A 19,004-nucleotide genomic window follows, 5' to 3' on the forward strand; every position below is an offset into this window, starting at 1 on the left:
CAAAAACGAACAAATAAGCCGCCTTTGGGCGGCTTTTTCACCTACCTATACTAATAATTTCAACATATGAAAAATTCACAATAGAAAATCGTTTTCTGCACCGCTGTACCTGTTTATTACTCCCATACATCCCACACGCGCGTAGTCACAACACCATTAAGTTCCACATCTCAGGTTCCATTGCAACCACTTTTTTTGCTGCTTATGTATCTGAACAACGATCCGATCTTCAGCACAACTTATTTTGAAAATCCAACACCTTATGATAAGGTTAGGCCTAAACCTTTAGTTTACCAAGACGACATTACATAAGGAGGATGAATATCCTTGTACAACTATAGTTACAATTCAAACAATCAATGGAGAAAATCACTGGGGATTTTGAGTCTTCTGCTTGGCATCGTTCTGCTATTATCGGCATGTGGCCAAGCTCAGAAACCTTCTTCTGCCACAGGCTCAAACACCGGCTCGAATGCTGGCTCCAACACAGGGCAATCTTCCTCAGCGCCGGAGCAAAATACCGTTCCACCGCAGGAAGAAGTGCAGGAGGAAGCCGATCCGGTTCAGGAGCAGCTCCGTTCATTAACGTTAGAAGAGAAGATTGGACAGATGATACTTGCTGGTGTTCAAGGGACAACGCTGGATGATCAAGCTAAACAAATGATTACGGATCAGAAGGTAGGGGGCATTATTTTCTATGCCAACAATGTATCGACACTCGAGGGAACAGCCAAGTTTGTGCAATCCATCAAGGAAGCGAATCAATCCAACCCGGTACCCATCTTCATGAGTGTGGATCAGGAGGGCGGCAAAGTCAGTCGTATGCCGGAGACGGTGGAATCCATTCCTTCCAACCAAAAAGTAGGCCAGACAAAAGATAGCGCACTCGCTGAAACGATGGGGGAATTGCTGGCGAGACAGGTTCAACTTGCAGGTTTTAATGTGGACTTCGCGCCTGTGCTGGATGTGAATAGTAACCCGAAGAACCCGGTGATCGGAGATCGTTCATTCGGAAGCTCGGCAGAGCTGGTGTCACGTATGGGGATTGCTGAGATGAAAGGATTACGTAGTGAAGGTATTATCCCGGTGGTGAAGCATTTTCCGGGTCATGGCGATACATCCGTGGACTCCCATCTCGATCTGCCTGTCGTGAACAAAACGGAAAAACAACTGGCCGAGCTTGAATGGATTCCGTTCCAGGCCGCAGTGAAGGAAAATGTGGAGGCGGTCATGGTTGCACACATTTTGTTCCCGAAGCTGGATCCGGATCATCCGGCTTCCTTATCCAATGTCATTATTGGTGAACATCTGCGCGGGAAGTTCAAGTATGACGGTGTCGTCATCACAGATGACCTGAGTATGGGTGCGATTGCGAAGAACTTCAAGTTGGACGAAGCTGCCCTAGCGACTGTAAAAGCAGGCAGTGACATTCTTTTGGTAGCTCACAGTTATGAAAGTGCTAAGACGATTTTTGATACACTGATGAGTGCGGTGAAATCAGGCGAGATTTCCGAATCCCGAATCGATGAAAGTGTATATCGTATCCTGGCATTGAAGCAACAATACAAGTTATCGGATGATCAGAAAGCTTCTGGGGACCTGAAGCAATTGAATGCAGATATTGTGGATTGGCGTAAGCAAATCGATGCTAGATAATAAATCCTGTGTTATGATTTTGCCAGAGGTGAGATCCAATAATGTATACAATTATGATTATAGAGGACGATCCCAAGATTGCGGGATTATTAAAATCACATATTGAGCGCTATGGGGACCGGGCGGTTTTGGCCGAGGATTTTGAGATGATTGTACAACAGTTTGAGCAGGTACAGCCGCATGTGGTGCTTCTGGATATCAATTTACCCAGTTACGATGGTTTCTACTGGTGCCGCCAGATCCGTACGCTGTCCACATGCCCTATTCTGTTTATTTCCGCTCGGAGTGGAAAGATGGATCAGGTCATGGCACTGGAGAACGGAGCAGATGATTATATCACCAAGCCGTTTGAACACGAGATCGTCATAGCGAAAATCCGTAGTCAGCTGCGCCGGGTGTATGGGGACTATGCAACACGTGACGAAGAACGCAAGGTGGAACTGGATGGCTTGGTTGTGTATCTGGAAAGACAGGAGATTCAACTCGGTGATCTTAAAGTGCAGCTGACGAAGAAGGAAACGATTTTGCTGGAAACATTACTGCGCCGAAGTCCGAAGCTGGTAAGCAGAGAGACAATTCTGGAGAAACTGTGGGATGACTCTTTTGTGGATGACAACACACTCAGTGTTAATGTTACCCGGGTGCGTAAACGATTAGCTGAGCTTGGCATTACGGATGCACTGGAAACGGTCAGAGGTTCGGGTTATCGACTGAACAATAACTGGAAGGCCGCTTCTCCATCATGAGATTGTTTATACGAGAACATCTCGCTTTAACTTGCTGGGTTGTTGCTATCTTATTGACCGTTGTTGCAGTGTTCTGGTATGACGGTTACAACGATTGGGTCACGGCTGCTTATGCCGTAGCGTTGGGATTATTTTTGTACATCGGATATTTGATCTATCGTTATTATTCACATCGCTCCTTTTATACCCGGATGTCACGATCGATGGATTCGCTGAAGGAGTTTGTACCCTTGAACGAAACAAGTCCATTATCACTGGCGCTGGAGAAGTTGTTGGATTCACAATACGGCCAGTATCACGCACATCTGCATCGGCTGGAACAACGGCAACAAGAATATCTGACGTTCATGAACCAGTGGGTACATCAGATGAAGACACCATTATCCGTCATCGAGTTGACCGTGGAAGGTCAGGAAGATGACGACCCTCGGCTCATAAGCATTCGAGAGGAAGCAGACCAGATGAGACGGGGATTGGAAACTGTGCTGTATGTGGCCCGGTTGGATACCTTCGAGCAGGATTTCAGTGTGGAACCTGTGATACTGAAGACCGCTGGGGAAGAAGCGATCCATGAGCTCAAGCGATTCTTTATTCGCAATCACGTCTATCCAGAGATGCATATAGAACCTTCGCTGGTTGTGCAATCCGATGCCAAGTGGATTCGTTTCGTCCTGGTACAGTTACTGTCGAACGCAATAAAGTACTCCGCGGGCAGCGGGCAAAAGATCTATGTGCGTGCATATGAAGCGGAACGCTCCATCATGCTGGAAGTGCAGGATCAGGGCATCGGGATTCCGAAGTCTGATCTGAATCGGGTATTCCAGCCTTTCTTCACCGGGGAGAACGGGCGGCATTTCAAAGAGTCGACAGGCATGGGGCTGTATATTGCCAAAGAAGTGTTAACACGGATGAATCATCGGATTGATCTTGAATCTGTGTACGGCGAAGGAACGACCGTCCGAATCACATTCAACTCCTGAAGTGACAGGTTGAAGATAAGATTGGGACGTGAGGCCTGTATTTTTGTTGAAAAAGTGTGAGTGGAGTATGAATTACAGTGTAAGTGTAAGTGTAAGTGTAAGTATAGACGTCTATTGCCTGATCGGGGCGAAGGCGTCTTTTTGATTTTCATGATCCAACCTTACAACATTGTCATGTTGATGAAAGGTTAAACCATAGGAGAATGGCCGAAACTTCGATAGACTATAGTCATAAGAGTACAGGAAAGGCCACGCACAATACAAATGAAGACAGCATGAATGTAACTTGATTTTGAATTATTACATCACTAAGGAGTTGTAACCATGGAGATTTGTTCTGTGAAACAGATCAGTAAAATCTACAAAGGCATCGTATCTTATGAAGCGTTATCAGGTATTGACCTCAGTATTCAGGAAGGTGAGTTTGTTGGCATCATGGGACCATCCGGTAGTGGCAAAACAACACTGCTGAACATGATCTCAACCATTGATCACCCAACATCAGGCGAACTGCGGATTGCAGGGAAGAATCCGTTTGAATTGAATCAGGACGAACTCGCGCTGTTCCGGCGCAAAGAACTTGGATTCGTTTTTCAATCGTTCAATCTGTTAAATACCCTGACAGTTAAGGAAAACATTGTGCTGCCACTGACTCTTGACGGTGTTTCGCTAGCAGAGATGAACACTCGTGTTGAACAGCTGGCAAGCAAGCTGGGGATCAACAGTATTCTGAACAAACGGACATATGAGATATCAGGAGGACAGGCACAGCGTACGGCCATTGCCAGAGCGCTTATCCATTCCCCGAAGCTGATTCTGGCCGATGAGCCAACAGGCAACCTGGATTCGAAGGCGGCAAGAGATGTCATGGAGATTCTCGAAACTCGCAATCAGGAGGATCAGGCTACGATGCTGCTGGTCACTCATGATGCAGTAGCTGCAAGTTATTGCAGTCGGGTTGTCTTTATCAAGGATGGCAAACTGTATAATGAAATTCACTACGGCGATAATCGCGCAGCCTTTTACCAGAAGATTATTAATGTATTATCCCTAATGGGAGGTTCAGGACATGAATTTTCGCCAGTTCGCCATTAATAACGTTGTTCGCAACAAACGAATTTATCTGGCTCATTTTCTGAGCAGTACATTTTCCGTCATGATCTTTTTTACTTACGCATTGCTCCTGTTCCATCCTGATTTGAAAGCGGGGTTAAAGGGATCAAGTGGTACGGTTACGTTGCTTGCGAATCAGGGGTTTATGATTGCAGAGATCATTATATTCATCTTTTCATTCCTGTTCCTGCTCTACTCCGTTGGTTCATTTCTGAAGACGCGCAAAAAAGAATTTGGTATTTTCCTGATGATAGGCATGACACGCAAACAGATGAATCGGCTTCTGTTTATGGAGAATATGTGTATTGGATTAGCTTCAATCATTACCGGCATCGGGCTCGGAATTGTTTTTGGCAAATTGATTCTGCTCATCTGTGGCTCCATGCTGGCTGTTGAGGACAGTCTTCGATTCTATTTTCCACTGAAAGGCATTGCCCTGACGGCTGGCGCATTTCTGCTGCTGTTTGTTATCATTGCGATGTCGTCATCCTTGCTCATACGGAAAGGTTCACTCATTGACCTTGTGAAATCAGAGGAAAAACCGAAACCCGAACCCAAAGCATCACGCTTCCTCGCCTTGCTGTCGGTGCTGTTCATTGGCGGGGGTTATGCAGGAGTATTCACTTTTGTATGGGTAAGCTTCTCTTTTCCGTTATTACTTGCAAGTGTCGTGGTTGTTATAGTAGGTACTTACTTTCTGTTCACACAGCTCAGTGTATACATCATTCGGGCACTGAAAAGAAATCCAGGGTTGTTTTTCCGTAAAACCAATCTGCTCTTCTTATCTGAACTTACCTATCGAATGAAAGATAACGCCATCATGTTTTTCATGGTAAGTATCATTTCAGCTTCTTCATTTACGGGAATTGGCACCATGCTTGCTATTGCTGACCCGGGGTTGTCGTCCATGTCGAATCCGTACGCATTCAGTTATATGAATATATGGGATACTCCAAACTCCGAGCGACATATTCGGCAGATTGAAGAAACGTTGATTGATCATCAAGTTCCCTACGTGAAGGGTAGTTATGCTCCTATATCTGAAAATAATAATGGGTACATTATTAAGCTAAGTGAATATAATCGTCTGGCTAAGGCACTCGGGTATGAGGAACGTACGTTGAAACAGGTTGATGAGTCATTTATGACACCAAGCAATTTGGCAGTTCGTAAGAAGTACCGTGATCAAGCTGAACAAGGATTCTCAGGGGCGGAGGTCAATCTGGAGATTGAGAATCGGTCCGAACAGATTCAGGTAACGACTCCTGGTACTGATATTGTCATTCCTTTTCAAAATGAAATTAATCTCTACGTTGTAACCGACGAATTGTTTGAGAAGATGAGACCTGCGTACAACGCGGAAGTGGGGATGCCTGAAGATTTCTATTCCATGCGAACGACGCAATTTGTCGTAAAAGAATGGATGGGTACACGCAGCTTTGCTCCTGAATTGATCAAATCTATTCAAGATGATCATTCCGACAGAGGTTATTACGAGGTCAGCGCGCTTGTGGTGGATTGGCTTAATTCCAAGCAGACCAATGGCATCATTCTGATCTTGAGCGGTCTGATTGGCATTGTTTTCTTCACCTTTGCAGCAAGTTTCACGTATTTCAGACTTTACGCAGATCTAGAACGGGATGAAGCGCAGTATCGCATGATTGGCAAAATGGGACTGAGTCGTCCCGAACTCCGTAAGATCGTAACAAGGCAGCTATTGCTTATGTTCTTCCTGCCGATTCTGGTGGCGGTCATCCACAGTTCGGTTGCCTTTGTAGCGTTACAGCAACTGGTTGACTTCTCGGTCTTTGGATACAGCCTGCGCATCTTCTTGGTGTTTGCTTCCATGCAGATCTTGTATTTTGCACTTGTGCGCTGGCGGTATCTGCGTCATATGTATTCCAAGTTAGTCTAAAATAGCATGTCCCAACAGACACCGGACTTATGGCTCGGTGTCTGTTGACTTTTCTATCCAAGGCACAGTACTATTTTATTGGATACAGAATGTATCATTATATAGTTTCTCAAGCAGTTAGAAGGATGGGGTTACAGAAATGTCAGGCAGATGCCTGAGAGGGAGGACATATCATGAGCATCACGATGTCTCGTGGACAAGCTTACATTCAACGATTGAATGATGAGCGGAATGTATGGCTGGATGGTGAGCGTATCCGGGTAACTGGGCATCAGGCCTTTCAGGGAACACTTCAAACGATAGAAGGATTGTTCAATCTGGTGGATGACCCGGAGACAAGGGAAACCGTAGCCTATTGGGACGAACAGACGGGAAGTTACGTGCATCGCTCTTTTCTAGTGCCTCGTTCACTTCCTGACGTAAACAACAGAGCGGGGGCTTTTCGGCTTTGGTCTGAGCGGACCTATGGGGTGATGAGCCGATTGTCTGATTATGCGCGATCCCGCCTGACCGGCTGGTATGCAACACGACATGAGATGACAGCACATGATCCTGCATTTGCAGGTAAAATATCGGCTTATTTTGAACAAGCCAAACGAAAAGATGCATTCCTGACAATTGTCCAGCGCGACCCGCAGATTAACCGTTCCTTGCCTGTTGGTGAAGATGAGGATGCCATGCTGAGAATTGTCAAAAGCAATACGGAGGGCGTAGTCATTCGCGGGGCCAAAATGGTGGCAACAGCAGCGCCTTATGCAGATGATATTATTGCTTATCCCGTTCAACGAATTCCGTCCCACCTGCCAGAGCTGGCCCATATGGTGATTGTAGCTGCGGACAGTCCGGGCTTACACATGATGTGTCGAGAGTCTTTTGCAGCAAAAGATACAGATCAATCACATCCACTCAGTGCGCAGTATGATGAGATGGATGCCGTGTTATTTTTTGACGATGTATTTGTGCCCTGGGAACGTGTATTGCTACACAATAACCCTGAAGCCGTATGGCAGATCCGCTGTAATACAGCTTCGGCCAGTCTGGCCTATCATCAGAGTGTCATTCGATTACAGTCGAAACTGGAGTTCATAACAGCCGTCACCTCTGCCATTGCCAAGGAGATCGGGGTGGACACCTTCCTGAATGTGCAGGATCAACTTGGAGAGCTGATCAGTCAGATGCAGACTATCGAGGGACTGATTATTGCTGCTGAAGCACAGTCCAAGCCGGATACATTCGGCAACTGGCTGCCGGAATTCAAATATATTGAAACCGCACGTAATCTGGGCAATCGGTATTATCCCCGCGCGGTGGAGATCTTGAAGACCATTGCTGCGGGTGGTCTGATTCAGATTCCTTCGGGTACGTTTGAAATGAATGAAATGATGGGTTCCATGATAGGCAAATATCTTGGTGGAGTAACGATGCAAGCCCCGGAGAAGATTCGACTCTTTCAACTCGCATGGGAGCTGACCGGAAGTCCACTCGGAGTAAGGCATGAGCTGTATGAACACTTCTACGCGGGTGACCCGGTGCGCAACCGGGCGAGCCAATATGTGCAGTATGACAAGGAACGTTTATGGGGGAAAGTTGAGCCGTGGCTACGTTCGGGTAAGGACTGATCTGATAATCTAATACAAATGGTCCGAATGAAGATTGAAAAGCCTGAATGTAGGCTGAAAACAGCCCTATTTTAGTTAAAGCCTTGGCTTGCGCCGGGGCTCTATTTCTATTTATTTAGATTATCTTTAGAAATGATTTAGGTTGAATTAAGAGACGTAGTATATAGTATTAATGTAGAGATAGGCATAGAGTATAGGAAATGAGAGGAATAACATGAGATACACCGTATTAATAGCAGATGACGAACCAGAGATTGTTGAACTGCTTCAACTCTATCTGGAGAAGGACTATACCATTAAGACTGCGGTGAATGGAGCCGAGGCGCTACAAACCATAAGTTCAACACAGATCGATCTGGTCATACTGGACATTATGATGCCTGTAATGGATGGATTGCAGTTGATCAAACAGATCAGGGCTACACATCACATGCCTGTACTGTTCCTGTCCGCCAAAAGTCAGGATCACGATAAAATCCTTGGACTCGGACTTGGGGCAGATGATTATATAGCGAAGCCGTTTAACCCGCTTGAGATTGTCGCCAGAGTAGAGGCGTTGCTCAGAAGAGTCAATCAATTTGATGCAGTGGAGATCCCCGCAGCGAAAGAAGAGAATCTGGTATTAGGTGATCTGACCCTGGATCGCTCCCAATGTATTCTTTTTCGTTCAGGAACGCCTGTAACATTAACCTCTACAGAATATAAAATTATGGAATTGTTGCTTGATCAACCTGGCCGAGTGTTCACCCGTAAAAAAATATACGAAGCGGTCTGGGGCGATTATTATGCGCACGAGGACAGCACCATCATGGTACATATCAGCAACATTCGGGAGAAGATCGAGCGTGATTCCAGACAACCGGAATATCTCAAAACGATAAGGGGACTGGGATACAAAATTGAAGCGCCCATGGAAAGCTAGAGAAAAGCGACTGTTGCAGACATCCCTGACACTGGATTTCTTGCTGTTCAACTTCTTTTTGCTGTTACTGGTATTAATCGTGTACCTTATGGTGTCACTGGATGTTGTGGATTTCCGCATTTCGGATCAGGTCGTTGATCCGGATCTGAATGTTGAAGCCCACGTGTACGTGACAGAGCTGGAGAACGAATTTTACTCTGGTGGTGGTTCGGTGGCGAAAGGCAAAGACACAGAGATTCAACGTCTCAAGGACAGCGGCGGCTGGATTGAAATTCTGGATGCGAATGGCAACGTCATTCATCATGTGGGAGACAAGCAAGATTCGTTCATCCATTACAGTGAAGCTGATCTGTATGCTGTACTGGAGAACCGAAGCGACCAGCCGTACTATTACTCCATCACTCCGTTTTCAACAGAAGGAGCAGCAACGTATGTGTTGCTGAAGATCCCTCGTGATCTGGTCAGCGTAAGGATTAATGATAATCAGTTGATTACCAATCTGAAACACCCATTATCCTTTTACATTATGATTGGCATCGGTTTAGTTTTGTTGTTGATCTTTGTCTATAGCTATTGGGTCGCACGGAGAATCAAAAAGCCACTCAGTATTCTCTCCTCGGGTCTTACGCAGATGATCCAGGGAAATTATAGTACACGGATGTCGATCTCGGCCGAGAGGGAGTTTGTCCAGATCGGGGAGACCTTTAACTACATGGCTGACGTTATTGAAAACACCTCTGCGGAGAAACGATACGCCGAAGAGAGCAAACAGCGACTGATTGTAGACTTATCACATGATCTGAAAACACCGATAACATCTATACAGGGATATGCTCAGGCATTGGTGGAAGGACGCGGAGAGGACAAGGACAGGCAGCAAAGATATCTGGGATACATCTATAACAAGTCGGTTCAAGTTGCACGCATGATACAGAATATGCTGGAGCTGCTCAAGGTGGATTCGCCTGATTTCCGCATGCAGATTGAGAGAAGAGAAATTGGAGAATTCGTGCGCGAGATCATGGCAGATACCTATGGGGAAATTGAGCAGAAGCAGTTTGTCCTTCATGTATTTGTTCCTGATGAGGAGATCTATGCAAGGTATGATCCGGAGCTGTTATCAAGAGTCATTCAGAATCTAATCACCAATGCCTTATCTTACAATCCGCTCGGGACAGAATTGCGCGTGGAACTCATTCCGTTGGATACCCATGTGGTGATTGAAGTGGCTGATACCGGGGTGGGCATACCCCAAGAACTGTGGTCAACGATCTTTGACCCGTTTGTACGAGGGGATGAGGCGCGGACAGCGACCGGAGGCACCGGACTGGGATTGTCCATCGCACGGCGTAATACGGAGAAAATGGGTGGGCGTCTGATCCTTTCCCGGCGTGGGCGAGAGACCACTGTGTTTACCATTCAGATTCCAAATTAAATTAGAGAAGAAATGTCCATGTGGAGGGGAAAATTTTGTTCAAAGCAAATACGTTTGTCCGGTTCAGTATTGCACTGGCGCTGATATTGGTTAATATCTATTTATTATCACGTGTGAGCTTCATCTTTCAGCCGCTTGTCACCATGATCACGGTCATTACCGTACCAATGATGTTGTCCGTGTTCTTTTATTATCTGCTAAGGCCGCTTGTGAATTATATGGAGAAAAAGAAAATAAATCGTACGCTAAGTATTTTGCTAATCTATCTGGTTATTGCTATTCTGGGAGTGTTCTTCATCATTGGCTTATGGCCATCGTTACGTGAGCAACTGGTCAACCTGGTCGATAACGCACCAAATCTAATCAATTCATTAAGTGAGCAGCTCAGAGAGCTAGAGCAAAATGGTGCTATTCAAGCATTATTCCCTGAGGGCTCAACACCTTTCTCTCAGATCACGGAGTATATTAACAAAGGATTTAACTTTGTAACGAACTATGTAAGTGGATTTTTCTCGCTTGTTTCCAGTTTTGCGATCATCCTGTTTACATTACCGATCATTCTGTTCTATATGCTGAAACAAGGTGAGAAATTTGGCCGTAAACTGGCACATATCGCTCCAAAACGTTTCCAAAATGACAGCCGTGAAGTTGTGCTTGAGATCGATCAGGCGCTGAGTGGTTTTATTGTAGGAAGAGTCTTGGTGAATCTGGCGCTGGGTGTACTGATGTATATCGGTTTCCTGATTATTGGACTGCCGTACGCATTACTGCTCACGGTAATTGCGGTCATCATGAACTTTGTTCCATTTATCGGAGCGATTGTGTCGTCCGTACCTATTGTCATCATGGGTCTCGTGGTATCACCCTCGGTTGCCATCTGGTCTCTGATTATTATTCTTGTCGCTCAGCAGATTCAGGACAACCTGGTTGCACCGTACGTATTCGGCAAAAAGCTCGATATTCACCCGCTCACGACTATTATTCTGGTGTTGGGTGCAGGGGACCTGGGTGGAATTATTGCCATCCTGATTATTATTCCGGTTTATATGATCGTTAAAATTCTTTTGGTTCGAATCTATAACATGTTCTTCAAGGACAAATGGCAGAATGCATAACATCTAAATTATTCGAAGGAGTGGAACACATGTCTGAAATTATCGAAAAACCATATAACGAACCTGAATATATCGCACCTCAATCTGTTCAAATGGGTACCATTCACATCTCGAACGATGTGTTGTCCAAGATCGTGGGGATGGCCGCTCAGAGCACGAATGGCGTATCCTCCATGTCCGTTGGACTGACTGAAGGCATTGCCAAGAGTATCAGCGGCAAGAGTCTGCAAAAAGGGATTGATGTGCACGTCAAAGACGATCAGGCCACCATCCAACTGCGCATCAACATTCAATATGGTAACAAGATGCATGAGGTCTGCCGTGAACTTCAACATAATGTTCAACAGGCTGTAGAACAATTAGCTGGCGTTATGGTCAATGAAATTAAAGTACAAGTCGTTGGTGTATCCATGCCGGAGACGGTATAAACGAATGTAAGAGATAACGATTGTAAGGATTGAACAAATGCAAGTGATATGGATTGGCAAAAAAACAGCACCTTCCCAATTAGCAGCTTAACTGGGAGGGTGCTGTTTTATGTTTGCGGTAATAGGTGGGCGCTTCGCCCATCACTTTTTTGAACATTTTGGAGAAAAGCAAAGGATCACTGTAGCCCACAGAACGGGCAATATCGCCAATGGTCAGACCGGGATCAAGGGTCAATTCGGCTGCCCTGCGCATCCGATAATGGACCAGATACGACTGAATACTGCTTCCCATCTGATCCTTGAACAGAGAGCACAGGTAACTGCGCTGCAAACCGACATGGGCCGCGATGGATTGAACGGTAATAGCATTGGCATAGTTTATCTCGATAAAGTCCATTACCTGCGTCACGTACGTTTCCTTCGAATAATCCTGGATGGGTTGAAGATGCTCTGAATTGGCCTGATCAATCAAAATGGAGAAGAATTGATACAGCAATCCAGTCATACTGATTTCCCAGCCTTTGTGGGTATTGCGCGAATTGATCATTCGGTGCAGACAGGATCGCATCTCGTCATCCTCATTGCCCAGCTCAAAGATCGGGTGATGCTCGGACAGGCATGCTTGCTGTAAAAAGGATTGGCTATTGCTGCCTTGAAAAGCAACCCAGCTGTATTCCCATGGGTCATCCTGATCTGCTTGGTAATGAACAACAGAATGCGGAACGATCAGAAAACCTTGACCTTTGTGCAGGGTGTACGTTTTGCCTCCCACTTCGAAGGTGCCTTTGCCATTCAAAATATAATGAATTTTATAATAGTCTCTCATGGCGGGGCCAAAGTGGTGACCTGGTGTACAGGCTTCGGTGCCATAATGAAGGAGCTGAAGCTCCTGAAAATGATTGTTTTTGAACATATACGTAATCAAGGGTATTCACTCCTGTACGATTTCGTCACATCTTGCATTTTAACATATTAATTAGTGTAAAAGATGAATGATTTAAGATTAGTTTAATTAGATAACAATCATTATTCCATATATTCGAAGTGAAATGCCATATCGTTTATCCAGACAATTGTCTAAGATGAAAAGGAATTCAACAAACCTTACAGGAAAGTGAGAATTACGATGCCCTATACTGCGAGTGAACAACGATATGATGAGATGAAATATGTACGTTCCGGCAAATCCGGAATCAGACTGCCGCAAATTGCCCTGGGATTATGGCAGAACTTTGGTGGTAACCGTACATTGGATATTCAGGAAGAGATGATTTTACGTGCATTCGACCTCGGAATTAACCATTTTGATCTGGCGAATAACTACGGTCCACCTCCAGGTTCAGCGGAAGAGAACTTTGGTGTGATTTATAAAAAACATCTGCGTCCTTATCGGGATGAACTGCTCATCTCGTCGAAGGCAGGCTACCATATGTGGAGTGGACCTTACGGCGAATGGGGTTCCCGCAAAAACCTGATTTCTAGTCTCGATCAAAGTCTTGGTCGGATGGGGCTGGACTATGTGGACATTTTCTATCATCACCGTCCAGATCCGGATACGCCGTTGGAAGAGACCATGACGGCACTGGATCATATCGTGCGGCAAGGTAAAGCTCTGTATGTGGGCTTATCCAATTATAATGCAGAACAGACACAAGAAGCGGTGACCATTCTTCGTCGTCTGGGTACGCCATGTCTGGTTCATCAACCAAACTACTCGATGCTGAATCGTTGGATTGAAGACGGTTTGCAAGACGTACTGGATGAGCAGGGCGTAGGCTCCATTGCGTTCTGTCCACTCGGCCGCGGTCAGCTGACCAATAAATATGTCGACAAGATCAAGGAAGAACGAGCCAATCCAACAGGTAATTTGAAAAAAGAAGCATACACAGACGAACGGATTGCCAAGTTTGATGCGCTTCAGGCGGTTGCGGAGCGAAGAGGACAGACGATCTCTCAACTGGCTCTGAACTGGATTTTGCGTGGTAACCGTGTAACCTCCGCACTGATTGGTGCAAGCCGTGTGTCCCAGATCGAAGAAAACGTGGCTGCCCTTCAGGCACCGGATCTGACAACGGAAGAACTCAATGAAATTGAGAGCATTCTGGACGGAATGGGTAATTATCCGTGGTAACATACACAGTATAGCTGTGTGAAAATTATAGTTAGGTAAAACTAATGTAATATAAATGAAGAATGAAATGGCGCCTATCTGATCAATCAGGAAGGCGCCATTTTGTATATGTCATTTTCTTTATAGGATAAGATCTATTATAATGGTTCATTAATTGACCTATGTTTATTTTTTCAAAATGAGCCTAGTTCATAGCACCTGGTCCTAGGATTTAGGGTATAATATATAGAAGCTTTACAATTGAACTACGAAGGAGAGGCTCCATTTGAACTTTGAACAGTGGATTTCGCCTGAAAGCTATAACCTGACATCCGAGATGGAGAATCATCCATCAGACCGGATTGCACTTAGATGGCTCAGCGATCAACGAGAATTGGAAGAGATCACGTATGGTGATTTGTTCAAGCAGGCGAATCGTCTTGCTGGAGGTTTGCGTGAACTTGGACTAGAGAAGGGTGATCGGGTGTTGGTCATGGTACCACGCCGTATTATTGCCTATGTTATTTACATTGCTTGTCTGAAATTGGGGATTGCCGTTATTCCTTCCTCCGAGATGTTACGGGCCAAAGATCTGGAATATCGTCTGCGTCACTCTGAGGCGCGGGCTGTTATTGTATGGTCCGAGACAACTTCGGAAGTGGAAAAGATGGACGCGGATCTGCCATCACTGGCACATCGAATCGTGGCATCACCGAATGGCGAAGTTGGCGTACCTGCTGAAGGCTGGGTCAATGTGCATGAGTTAATGCAGAATCAACCCGATGAGATGGCTGCGGTGGAAACACACCGTGATGATACGGCTATTCTTGCTTACACTTCGGGCACAACTGGTAATCCCAAAGGAGTTGTACATAGCCACGGTTGGGGATATGCCCACCTGCGGATCGCTTCTTCATTATGGCTGGATATTCAACCTTCAGATACCGTATGGGCAACGGCTGCACCTGGCTGGCAAAAATGGATCTGGAGTCCGTTCCTGTCGGTACTTGGAAGAGGCGCGACTGGACTGGTCTACAATGGATCATTCCAGCCCAAGCGTTACCTGGAACTGATGCAGGAACATCAGATTAATGTCCTTTGCTGTACACCGACCGAATATCGGTTGATGGCCAAAGCCGATGATCTTGGACATTATGATCTGTCTCATCTGCGCAGTGCTGTTTCAGCGGGTGAACCGCTCAATCAGGAAGTCATTGAAATCTTCCAGCGTCACTTCGACCTGACTATTCGAGACGGATATGGACAGACCGAGAGCACGTTGTTAATCGGCAGTCTCAAAGATGCGCCTGTACGTATTGGCTCCATGGGTCAGTCGATTACACCTGGATTGATTGAAATTATTGATGAAGAGGGACAACCTGTGCCTGCGGGTAAAGTAGGAGATATCGCGGTGCACAAAGAGATGCCAGCTTTGTTCCGGTCCTATTATCAGGATGAGGGTCGGAAGGAAGCGAGTCAGCGTGGCGATTATTTTGTAACAGGGGACCGTGCACGCAAAGACGAAGAAGGTTACTTCTGGTTTGAAGGTCGCAGTGACGATATCATCATCAGTTCGGGTTACACGATTGGACCATTCGAAGTGGAAGAAGCACTTATGAAACACGCCAGTGTGAAGGAATGCGCGGTGGTTGCAAGTCCGGATGAGATCCGTGGCAATGTGGTGAAAGCATTTGTCGTACTGCGAGATGATTCACTGGCTTCACCAGAACTGATGCGTGAATTGCAGCACCACGTCAAGGAAATCACAGCACCTTATAAATATCCACGTAAGATCGAATTTGTTACGGATCTGCCAAAGACAAACTCAGGCAAAATCCGCCGGATCGAGTTGCGCGAACAAGAAAAACGAAATGGTTAAATCATTTTGTATAAATAAAGTATTGGAATTGAGCCTGCGTAGTGAAAGAGAAGAAATCGATTCTGCAGAAGCGATAGCGTTCGTACAATATATGAAACTGGAGTGAACACAACCATGAGTCAATTTGAACAAACCTTTGAAAAGTCATTGGAACAATACGCAGAACTGGTTGTCAAAGTTGGCGTGAATATTCAAAAAGGACAGGATCTGCTCGTCACTGCACCCATCGAAACGCTTGAATTCACACGTCTGATTGTGCAAAAAGCCTATGCGGCTGGTGCAAACTATGTACAAGTGGACTTTGATGACGACAACATTACCCGCAGTCGTTTTGAACATGGCTCCAATGACAGCTTTGACTACTATCCAGCCTGGAAGGCGGATATGATGGAGAAGTTTGCAGAAGCAGGCGGCGCTACCCTGACGATCAAAGTTCCAGATCCTGAACTGTATAACGGTATTGACTCCGACAGCGTGTCCCGGGCAACCAAAGCGGCTGCTCAGGCACGTAAAGGGTACTCAAAATACACACGTAATCATGAAATTAGCTGGTGTCTGATCAAGGCACCGACCAAGGCTTGGGCGAACAAAGTGTTTGCCGACATCCCGGAAGAAGACCGAATCAACGTGATGTGGGAAACCATCTTCAAAATGAACCGTGTCGATGGCGGAGACGCTGTACAAAATTGGAGAGAACATCTGGATACCCTGAATACCATGAGTGATCTCCTGAACAAAAAGAACTATAAGAGTCTGCATTACCGTGCGCCAGGTACAGACTTGAAAATTGAATTGGTCCACAACCACATCTGGGGTGGCGGTGGTAGCGAAAATAAACAAGGTGTATACACGGTCGCCAATATGCCGACTGAAGAAGTATTCACCATGCCTAAGCGCAGCGGAGTGAATGGATATGTTAGCAGCACCATGCCTTTGAACCTGAACGGGCAACTGGTAGACCAGATGAGAATCACATTCAAGGATGGACAGGTTGTAGCGTTTACGGCAGCATCCGGTGAAGAACATCTAAAGAACCTGTTTGCCACCGATGAAGGAGCACGTTATCTGGGTGAGGTCGCACTAGTACCACATGACTCCCCGATCTCCAACCTGAATCGTATTTTCTATAATACAGGTATTGATGAAAATGCATCTTGCCACTTGGCTGTGGGAAGTGCATACCCATTCAACATGAAAGATGGCACAACGATGTCGAACGAAGAGTTGCTGAAGCATGAGTGCAATGTGAGCTTGACACACGTTGATTTCATGATCGGTTCCGCTGAACTGGATATTGATGGTGAGTTACAGGACGGTACAATCGAGCCGGTATTCCGTAAAGGCAACTGGGCATTTTAATTTCTAATATGTGTAGTGAAAAAGGAGAAGAGCAATCTCTAATGAGGTTGCTCTTCTCCTTTTGGTCATACTCTTAGCAGCATAGTTGAAGACTTGAATTTATGAAATGATGAAGTTGGAATCAATGCTTTGTTTGATTGCCAATTCGTAGCGCTTATTTACCTCGCTCCAATTGATTACATTCCAAAATGCGCTAATATAATCTGGGCGCTTATTCTGGTATTTCAAATAGTAGGCATGTTCCCAGACATCCAGACCAATAATCGGAGTTTCCCCCTCCATCAAAGGACTATCTTGATTAGGAAGACTATCGACTTTCAATTTTCCATTCGCAACGGAAAGGAACGCCCATCCACTGCCAAACCGAGTAGTTGCCGCTTTCGTAAATTTCGCTTTAAATTCTTCAAATCCACCCAGTTCATTATCGATCGCTTTTGCCAATGCTCCTGTTGGATTTCCTCCCCCGTTGGGGCCAATGATTTTCCAAAACAAGCTGTGATTGGCGTGCCCGCCTCCGTTATTTCGAACAGCTGCGCGAAGTTCCTGTGGAACACTGTCCAGATTGGAGATCAAAGCTTCAATTGATTTCCCTTGCAGTTCAGGCAAATGCTCCAGAGCAGCATTCAGATTCGTAATGTAAGTATTATGATGACGATCATGATGGATCATCATCGTTTGCTCATCAATATGTGGTTCGAGTGCGTTATTTGCATAGGGTAATGCAGGTAATTGATATGTCATGTGTTATTCCTCCAATGTTTATAGTGATCTTTCTAAATTGATCATACTTCATTTTATATACTTAATCAACATTTATGTATATAAAGTTTATTTTGTTATTCTCGTATGTATATGATCACAATTAATAGTTTGGGTTATTTTCCATTTATTAGAGTTTGAACTAACACGTATATTATATATAATAAATATAAAATTAGTTATATCGGTTGTTTATGGATATAATGTATCTGAGAACATGAGATGATGTAAACAACGAGAGCGATATACATTGATTGTATTTACGAAATCGAAGGTGTTAAAAATTGTTTATTCGTAAGGAGGCTGAATCATAAATGACTAATCCTGATCTGGTGAATAGTCTTCCAACCAGAGAAATTATATTACATCTCCTCAAAACCAAAGGGGACATGACTACTAAAGATCTTACCGATGAGCTTGGGATCACCACCATGGCGGTTCGGCGTCATATCCAATCGCTAGAACGAGATAATTTAATTACGTCTAAGATACAGCGACAATCTATTGGAAGACCAACAACAGTGTATTGTTTAACTGAACAGTCTGTAGGATATTTTCCTAATAAATATCATTCACTAACATTGGATATATTGACTGAGCTTGAAGAACAATTAGGACCGGAAGCTGTTGAGAAAATTTTTGAAAGTCGCAAAAATAAAATGATCGAAAAATATGACCAAAGTATGAAAGCGAAAAATATCTCGGAGCGTGTTGAGACACTTGCGAACATTCAGAATGAGAATGGCTATATGGTGGGACTTGAGAAGATTAGCGATGATGAATTTATTTTAAAGGAAAATAACTGCCCAATTAGTCACGTCGCCATGAAATATAAGAAGGTTTGTCAATGTGAATTAAGTATGTTTAAATCATTGCTTGGAGATGCTGAAGTCAAAAGAATGGAGTGTTTGGCTGACGGCGGGCAACGTTGCACATATTCCATAAAAGTAAAAAAAGAGTAATTGAAC

General features: G+C 45.0%; 16 protein-coding genes. 14 read left to right on the forward strand and 2 right to left on the reverse strand.

Annotation, left to right across the window (positions count from 1 at the left end):
* The first annotated feature begins 327 nt into the window (after positions 1 to 327).
* The 10 genes from nagZ (at position 328) to QVE09_RS00170 (ending at position 11,929) form a co-directional block, all read left to right on the forward strand.
* The gene (gene nagZ, locus QVE09_RS00125) at positions 328 to 1,656 is read left to right on the forward strand and encodes a beta-N-acetylhexosaminidase (RefSeq protein ID WP_315935121.1); all 1,329 of its coding nucleotides are present in this window, start codon (positions 328 to 330) and stop codon (positions 1,654 to 1,656) included.
* A 41-nt stretch (positions 1,657 to 1,697) separates the two neighbouring features.
* Complete coding sequence (locus QVE09_RS00130; RefSeq protein ID WP_315935122.1) at positions 1,698 to 2,402, forward strand: response regulator transcription factor; 705 nt, start codon at positions 1,698 to 1,700, stop codon at positions 2,400 to 2,402.
* Positions 2,399 to 3,382: a sensor histidine kinase gene (locus QVE09_RS00135; RefSeq protein ID WP_315935123.1), complete on the forward strand. Its 984-nt coding sequence runs from the start codon at positions 2,399 to 2,401 to the stop codon at positions 3,380 to 3,382. The genes QVE09_RS00130 and QVE09_RS00135 overlap by 4 nt, the downstream gene beginning before the upstream one ends.
* Before the next feature lie 324 nt (positions 3,383 to 3,706).
* Entirely contained in the window at positions 3,707 to 4,477 is a 771-nt protein-coding gene (locus QVE09_RS00140; protein WP_315935124.1) for an ABC transporter ATP-binding protein, read from the forward strand.
* Entirely contained in the window at positions 4,452 to 6,410 is a 1,959-nt protein-coding gene (locus tag QVE09_RS00145) for an FtsX-like permease family protein (RefSeq protein ID WP_315935125.1), read from the forward strand. Before QVE09_RS00140 ends, QVE09_RS00145 begins: the two co-directional genes overlap by 26 nt.
* Positions 6,411 to 6,583: 173 nt before the next feature.
* On the forward strand, positions 6,584 to 8,029 hold the full coding sequence (locus QVE09_RS00150; protein WP_315935126.1) for a 4-hydroxyphenylacetate 3-hydroxylase family protein: 1,446 nt from the start codon (positions 6,584 to 6,586) through the stop codon (positions 8,027 to 8,029).
* A gap of 214 nt (positions 8,030 to 8,243) precedes the next feature.
* The gene (locus tag QVE09_RS00155) at positions 8,244 to 8,951 is read left to right on the forward strand and encodes a response regulator transcription factor (RefSeq protein ID WP_315935127.1); all 708 of its coding nucleotides are present in this window, start codon (positions 8,244 to 8,246) and stop codon (positions 8,949 to 8,951) included.
* On the forward strand, positions 8,929 to 10,386 hold the full coding sequence (locus QVE09_RS00160) for a sensor histidine kinase (protein WP_315935128.1): 1,458 nt from the start codon (positions 8,929 to 8,931) through the stop codon (positions 10,384 to 10,386). Before QVE09_RS00155 ends, QVE09_RS00160 begins: the two co-directional genes overlap by 23 nt.
* 35 nt (positions 10,387 to 10,421) lie before the next feature.
* Positions 10,422 to 11,501: an AI-2E family transporter gene (locus tag QVE09_RS00165; protein WP_315935129.1), complete on the forward strand. Its 1,080-nt coding sequence runs from the start codon at positions 10,422 to 10,424 to the stop codon at positions 11,499 to 11,501.
* Positions 11,502 to 11,530: 29 nt separating this feature from the next.
* The gene (locus tag QVE09_RS00170) at positions 11,531 to 11,929 is read left to right on the forward strand and encodes an Asp23/Gls24 family envelope stress response protein (RefSeq protein WP_076330908.1); all 399 of its coding nucleotides are present in this window, start codon (positions 11,531 to 11,533) and stop codon (positions 11,927 to 11,929) included.
* 79 nt (positions 11,930 to 12,008) lie between these two features.
* Here QVE09_RS00170 and QVE09_RS00175 read toward each other — a convergent pair whose 3' ends face one another.
* A complete protein-coding gene (locus tag QVE09_RS00175) occupies positions 12,009 to 12,854 on the reverse strand; it encodes an AraC family ligand binding domain-containing protein (RefSeq protein ID WP_315935130.1) in 846 nt (281 codons plus the stop codon).
* Between the two features lie 201 nt (positions 12,855 to 13,055).
* Between QVE09_RS00175 and QVE09_RS00180 the strand changes: the two genes are divergently transcribed.
* From QVE09_RS00180 to QVE09_RS00190, 3 genes are all read left to right on the forward strand, one after another.
* Positions 13,056 to 14,060 (forward strand): aldo/keto reductase, encoded by a 1,005-nt coding sequence (locus tag QVE09_RS00180; RefSeq protein WP_315935131.1) that lies wholly within the window; start codon positions 13,056 to 13,058, stop codon positions 14,058 to 14,060.
* A gap of 265 nt (positions 14,061 to 14,325) precedes the next feature.
* Positions 14,326 to 15,918, forward strand: a complete 1,593-nt coding sequence (gene mbcS / locus QVE09_RS00185; RefSeq protein ID WP_397386982.1) for an acyl-CoA synthetase MbcS — start codon at positions 14,326 to 14,328, stop codon at positions 15,916 to 15,918.
* Positions 15,919 to 16,032: 114 nt separating this feature from the next.
* The gene (locus QVE09_RS00190; RefSeq protein WP_145147292.1) at positions 16,033 to 17,277 is read left to right on the forward strand and encodes an aminopeptidase; all 1,245 of its coding nucleotides are present in this window, start codon (positions 16,033 to 16,035) and stop codon (positions 17,275 to 17,277) included.
* 99 nt (positions 17,278 to 17,376) lie between these two features.
* Here QVE09_RS00190 and QVE09_RS00195 read toward each other — a convergent pair whose 3' ends face one another.
* Positions 17,377 to 18,018: a superoxide dismutase gene (locus tag QVE09_RS00195; RefSeq protein ID WP_315935132.1), complete on the reverse strand. Its 642-nt coding sequence runs from the start codon at positions 18,016 to 18,018 to the stop codon at positions 17,377 to 17,379.
* A 332-nt stretch (positions 18,019 to 18,350) separates the two neighbouring features.
* Here QVE09_RS00195 and QVE09_RS00200 point away from each other — a divergent pair, with 332 nt between their 5' ends.
* Positions 18,351 to 18,998, forward strand: a complete 648-nt coding sequence (locus QVE09_RS00200) for a helix-turn-helix transcriptional regulator (RefSeq protein ID WP_315935133.1) — start codon at positions 18,351 to 18,353, stop codon at positions 18,996 to 18,998.
* Positions 18,999 to 19,004: the final 6 nt, after the last annotated feature.

The organism is Paenibacillus sp. ClWae2A (assembly GCF_032452295.1).
In the GTDB taxonomy this organism is placed as follows: domain Bacteria; phylum Bacillota; class Bacilli; order Paenibacillales; family Paenibacillaceae; genus Paenibacillus.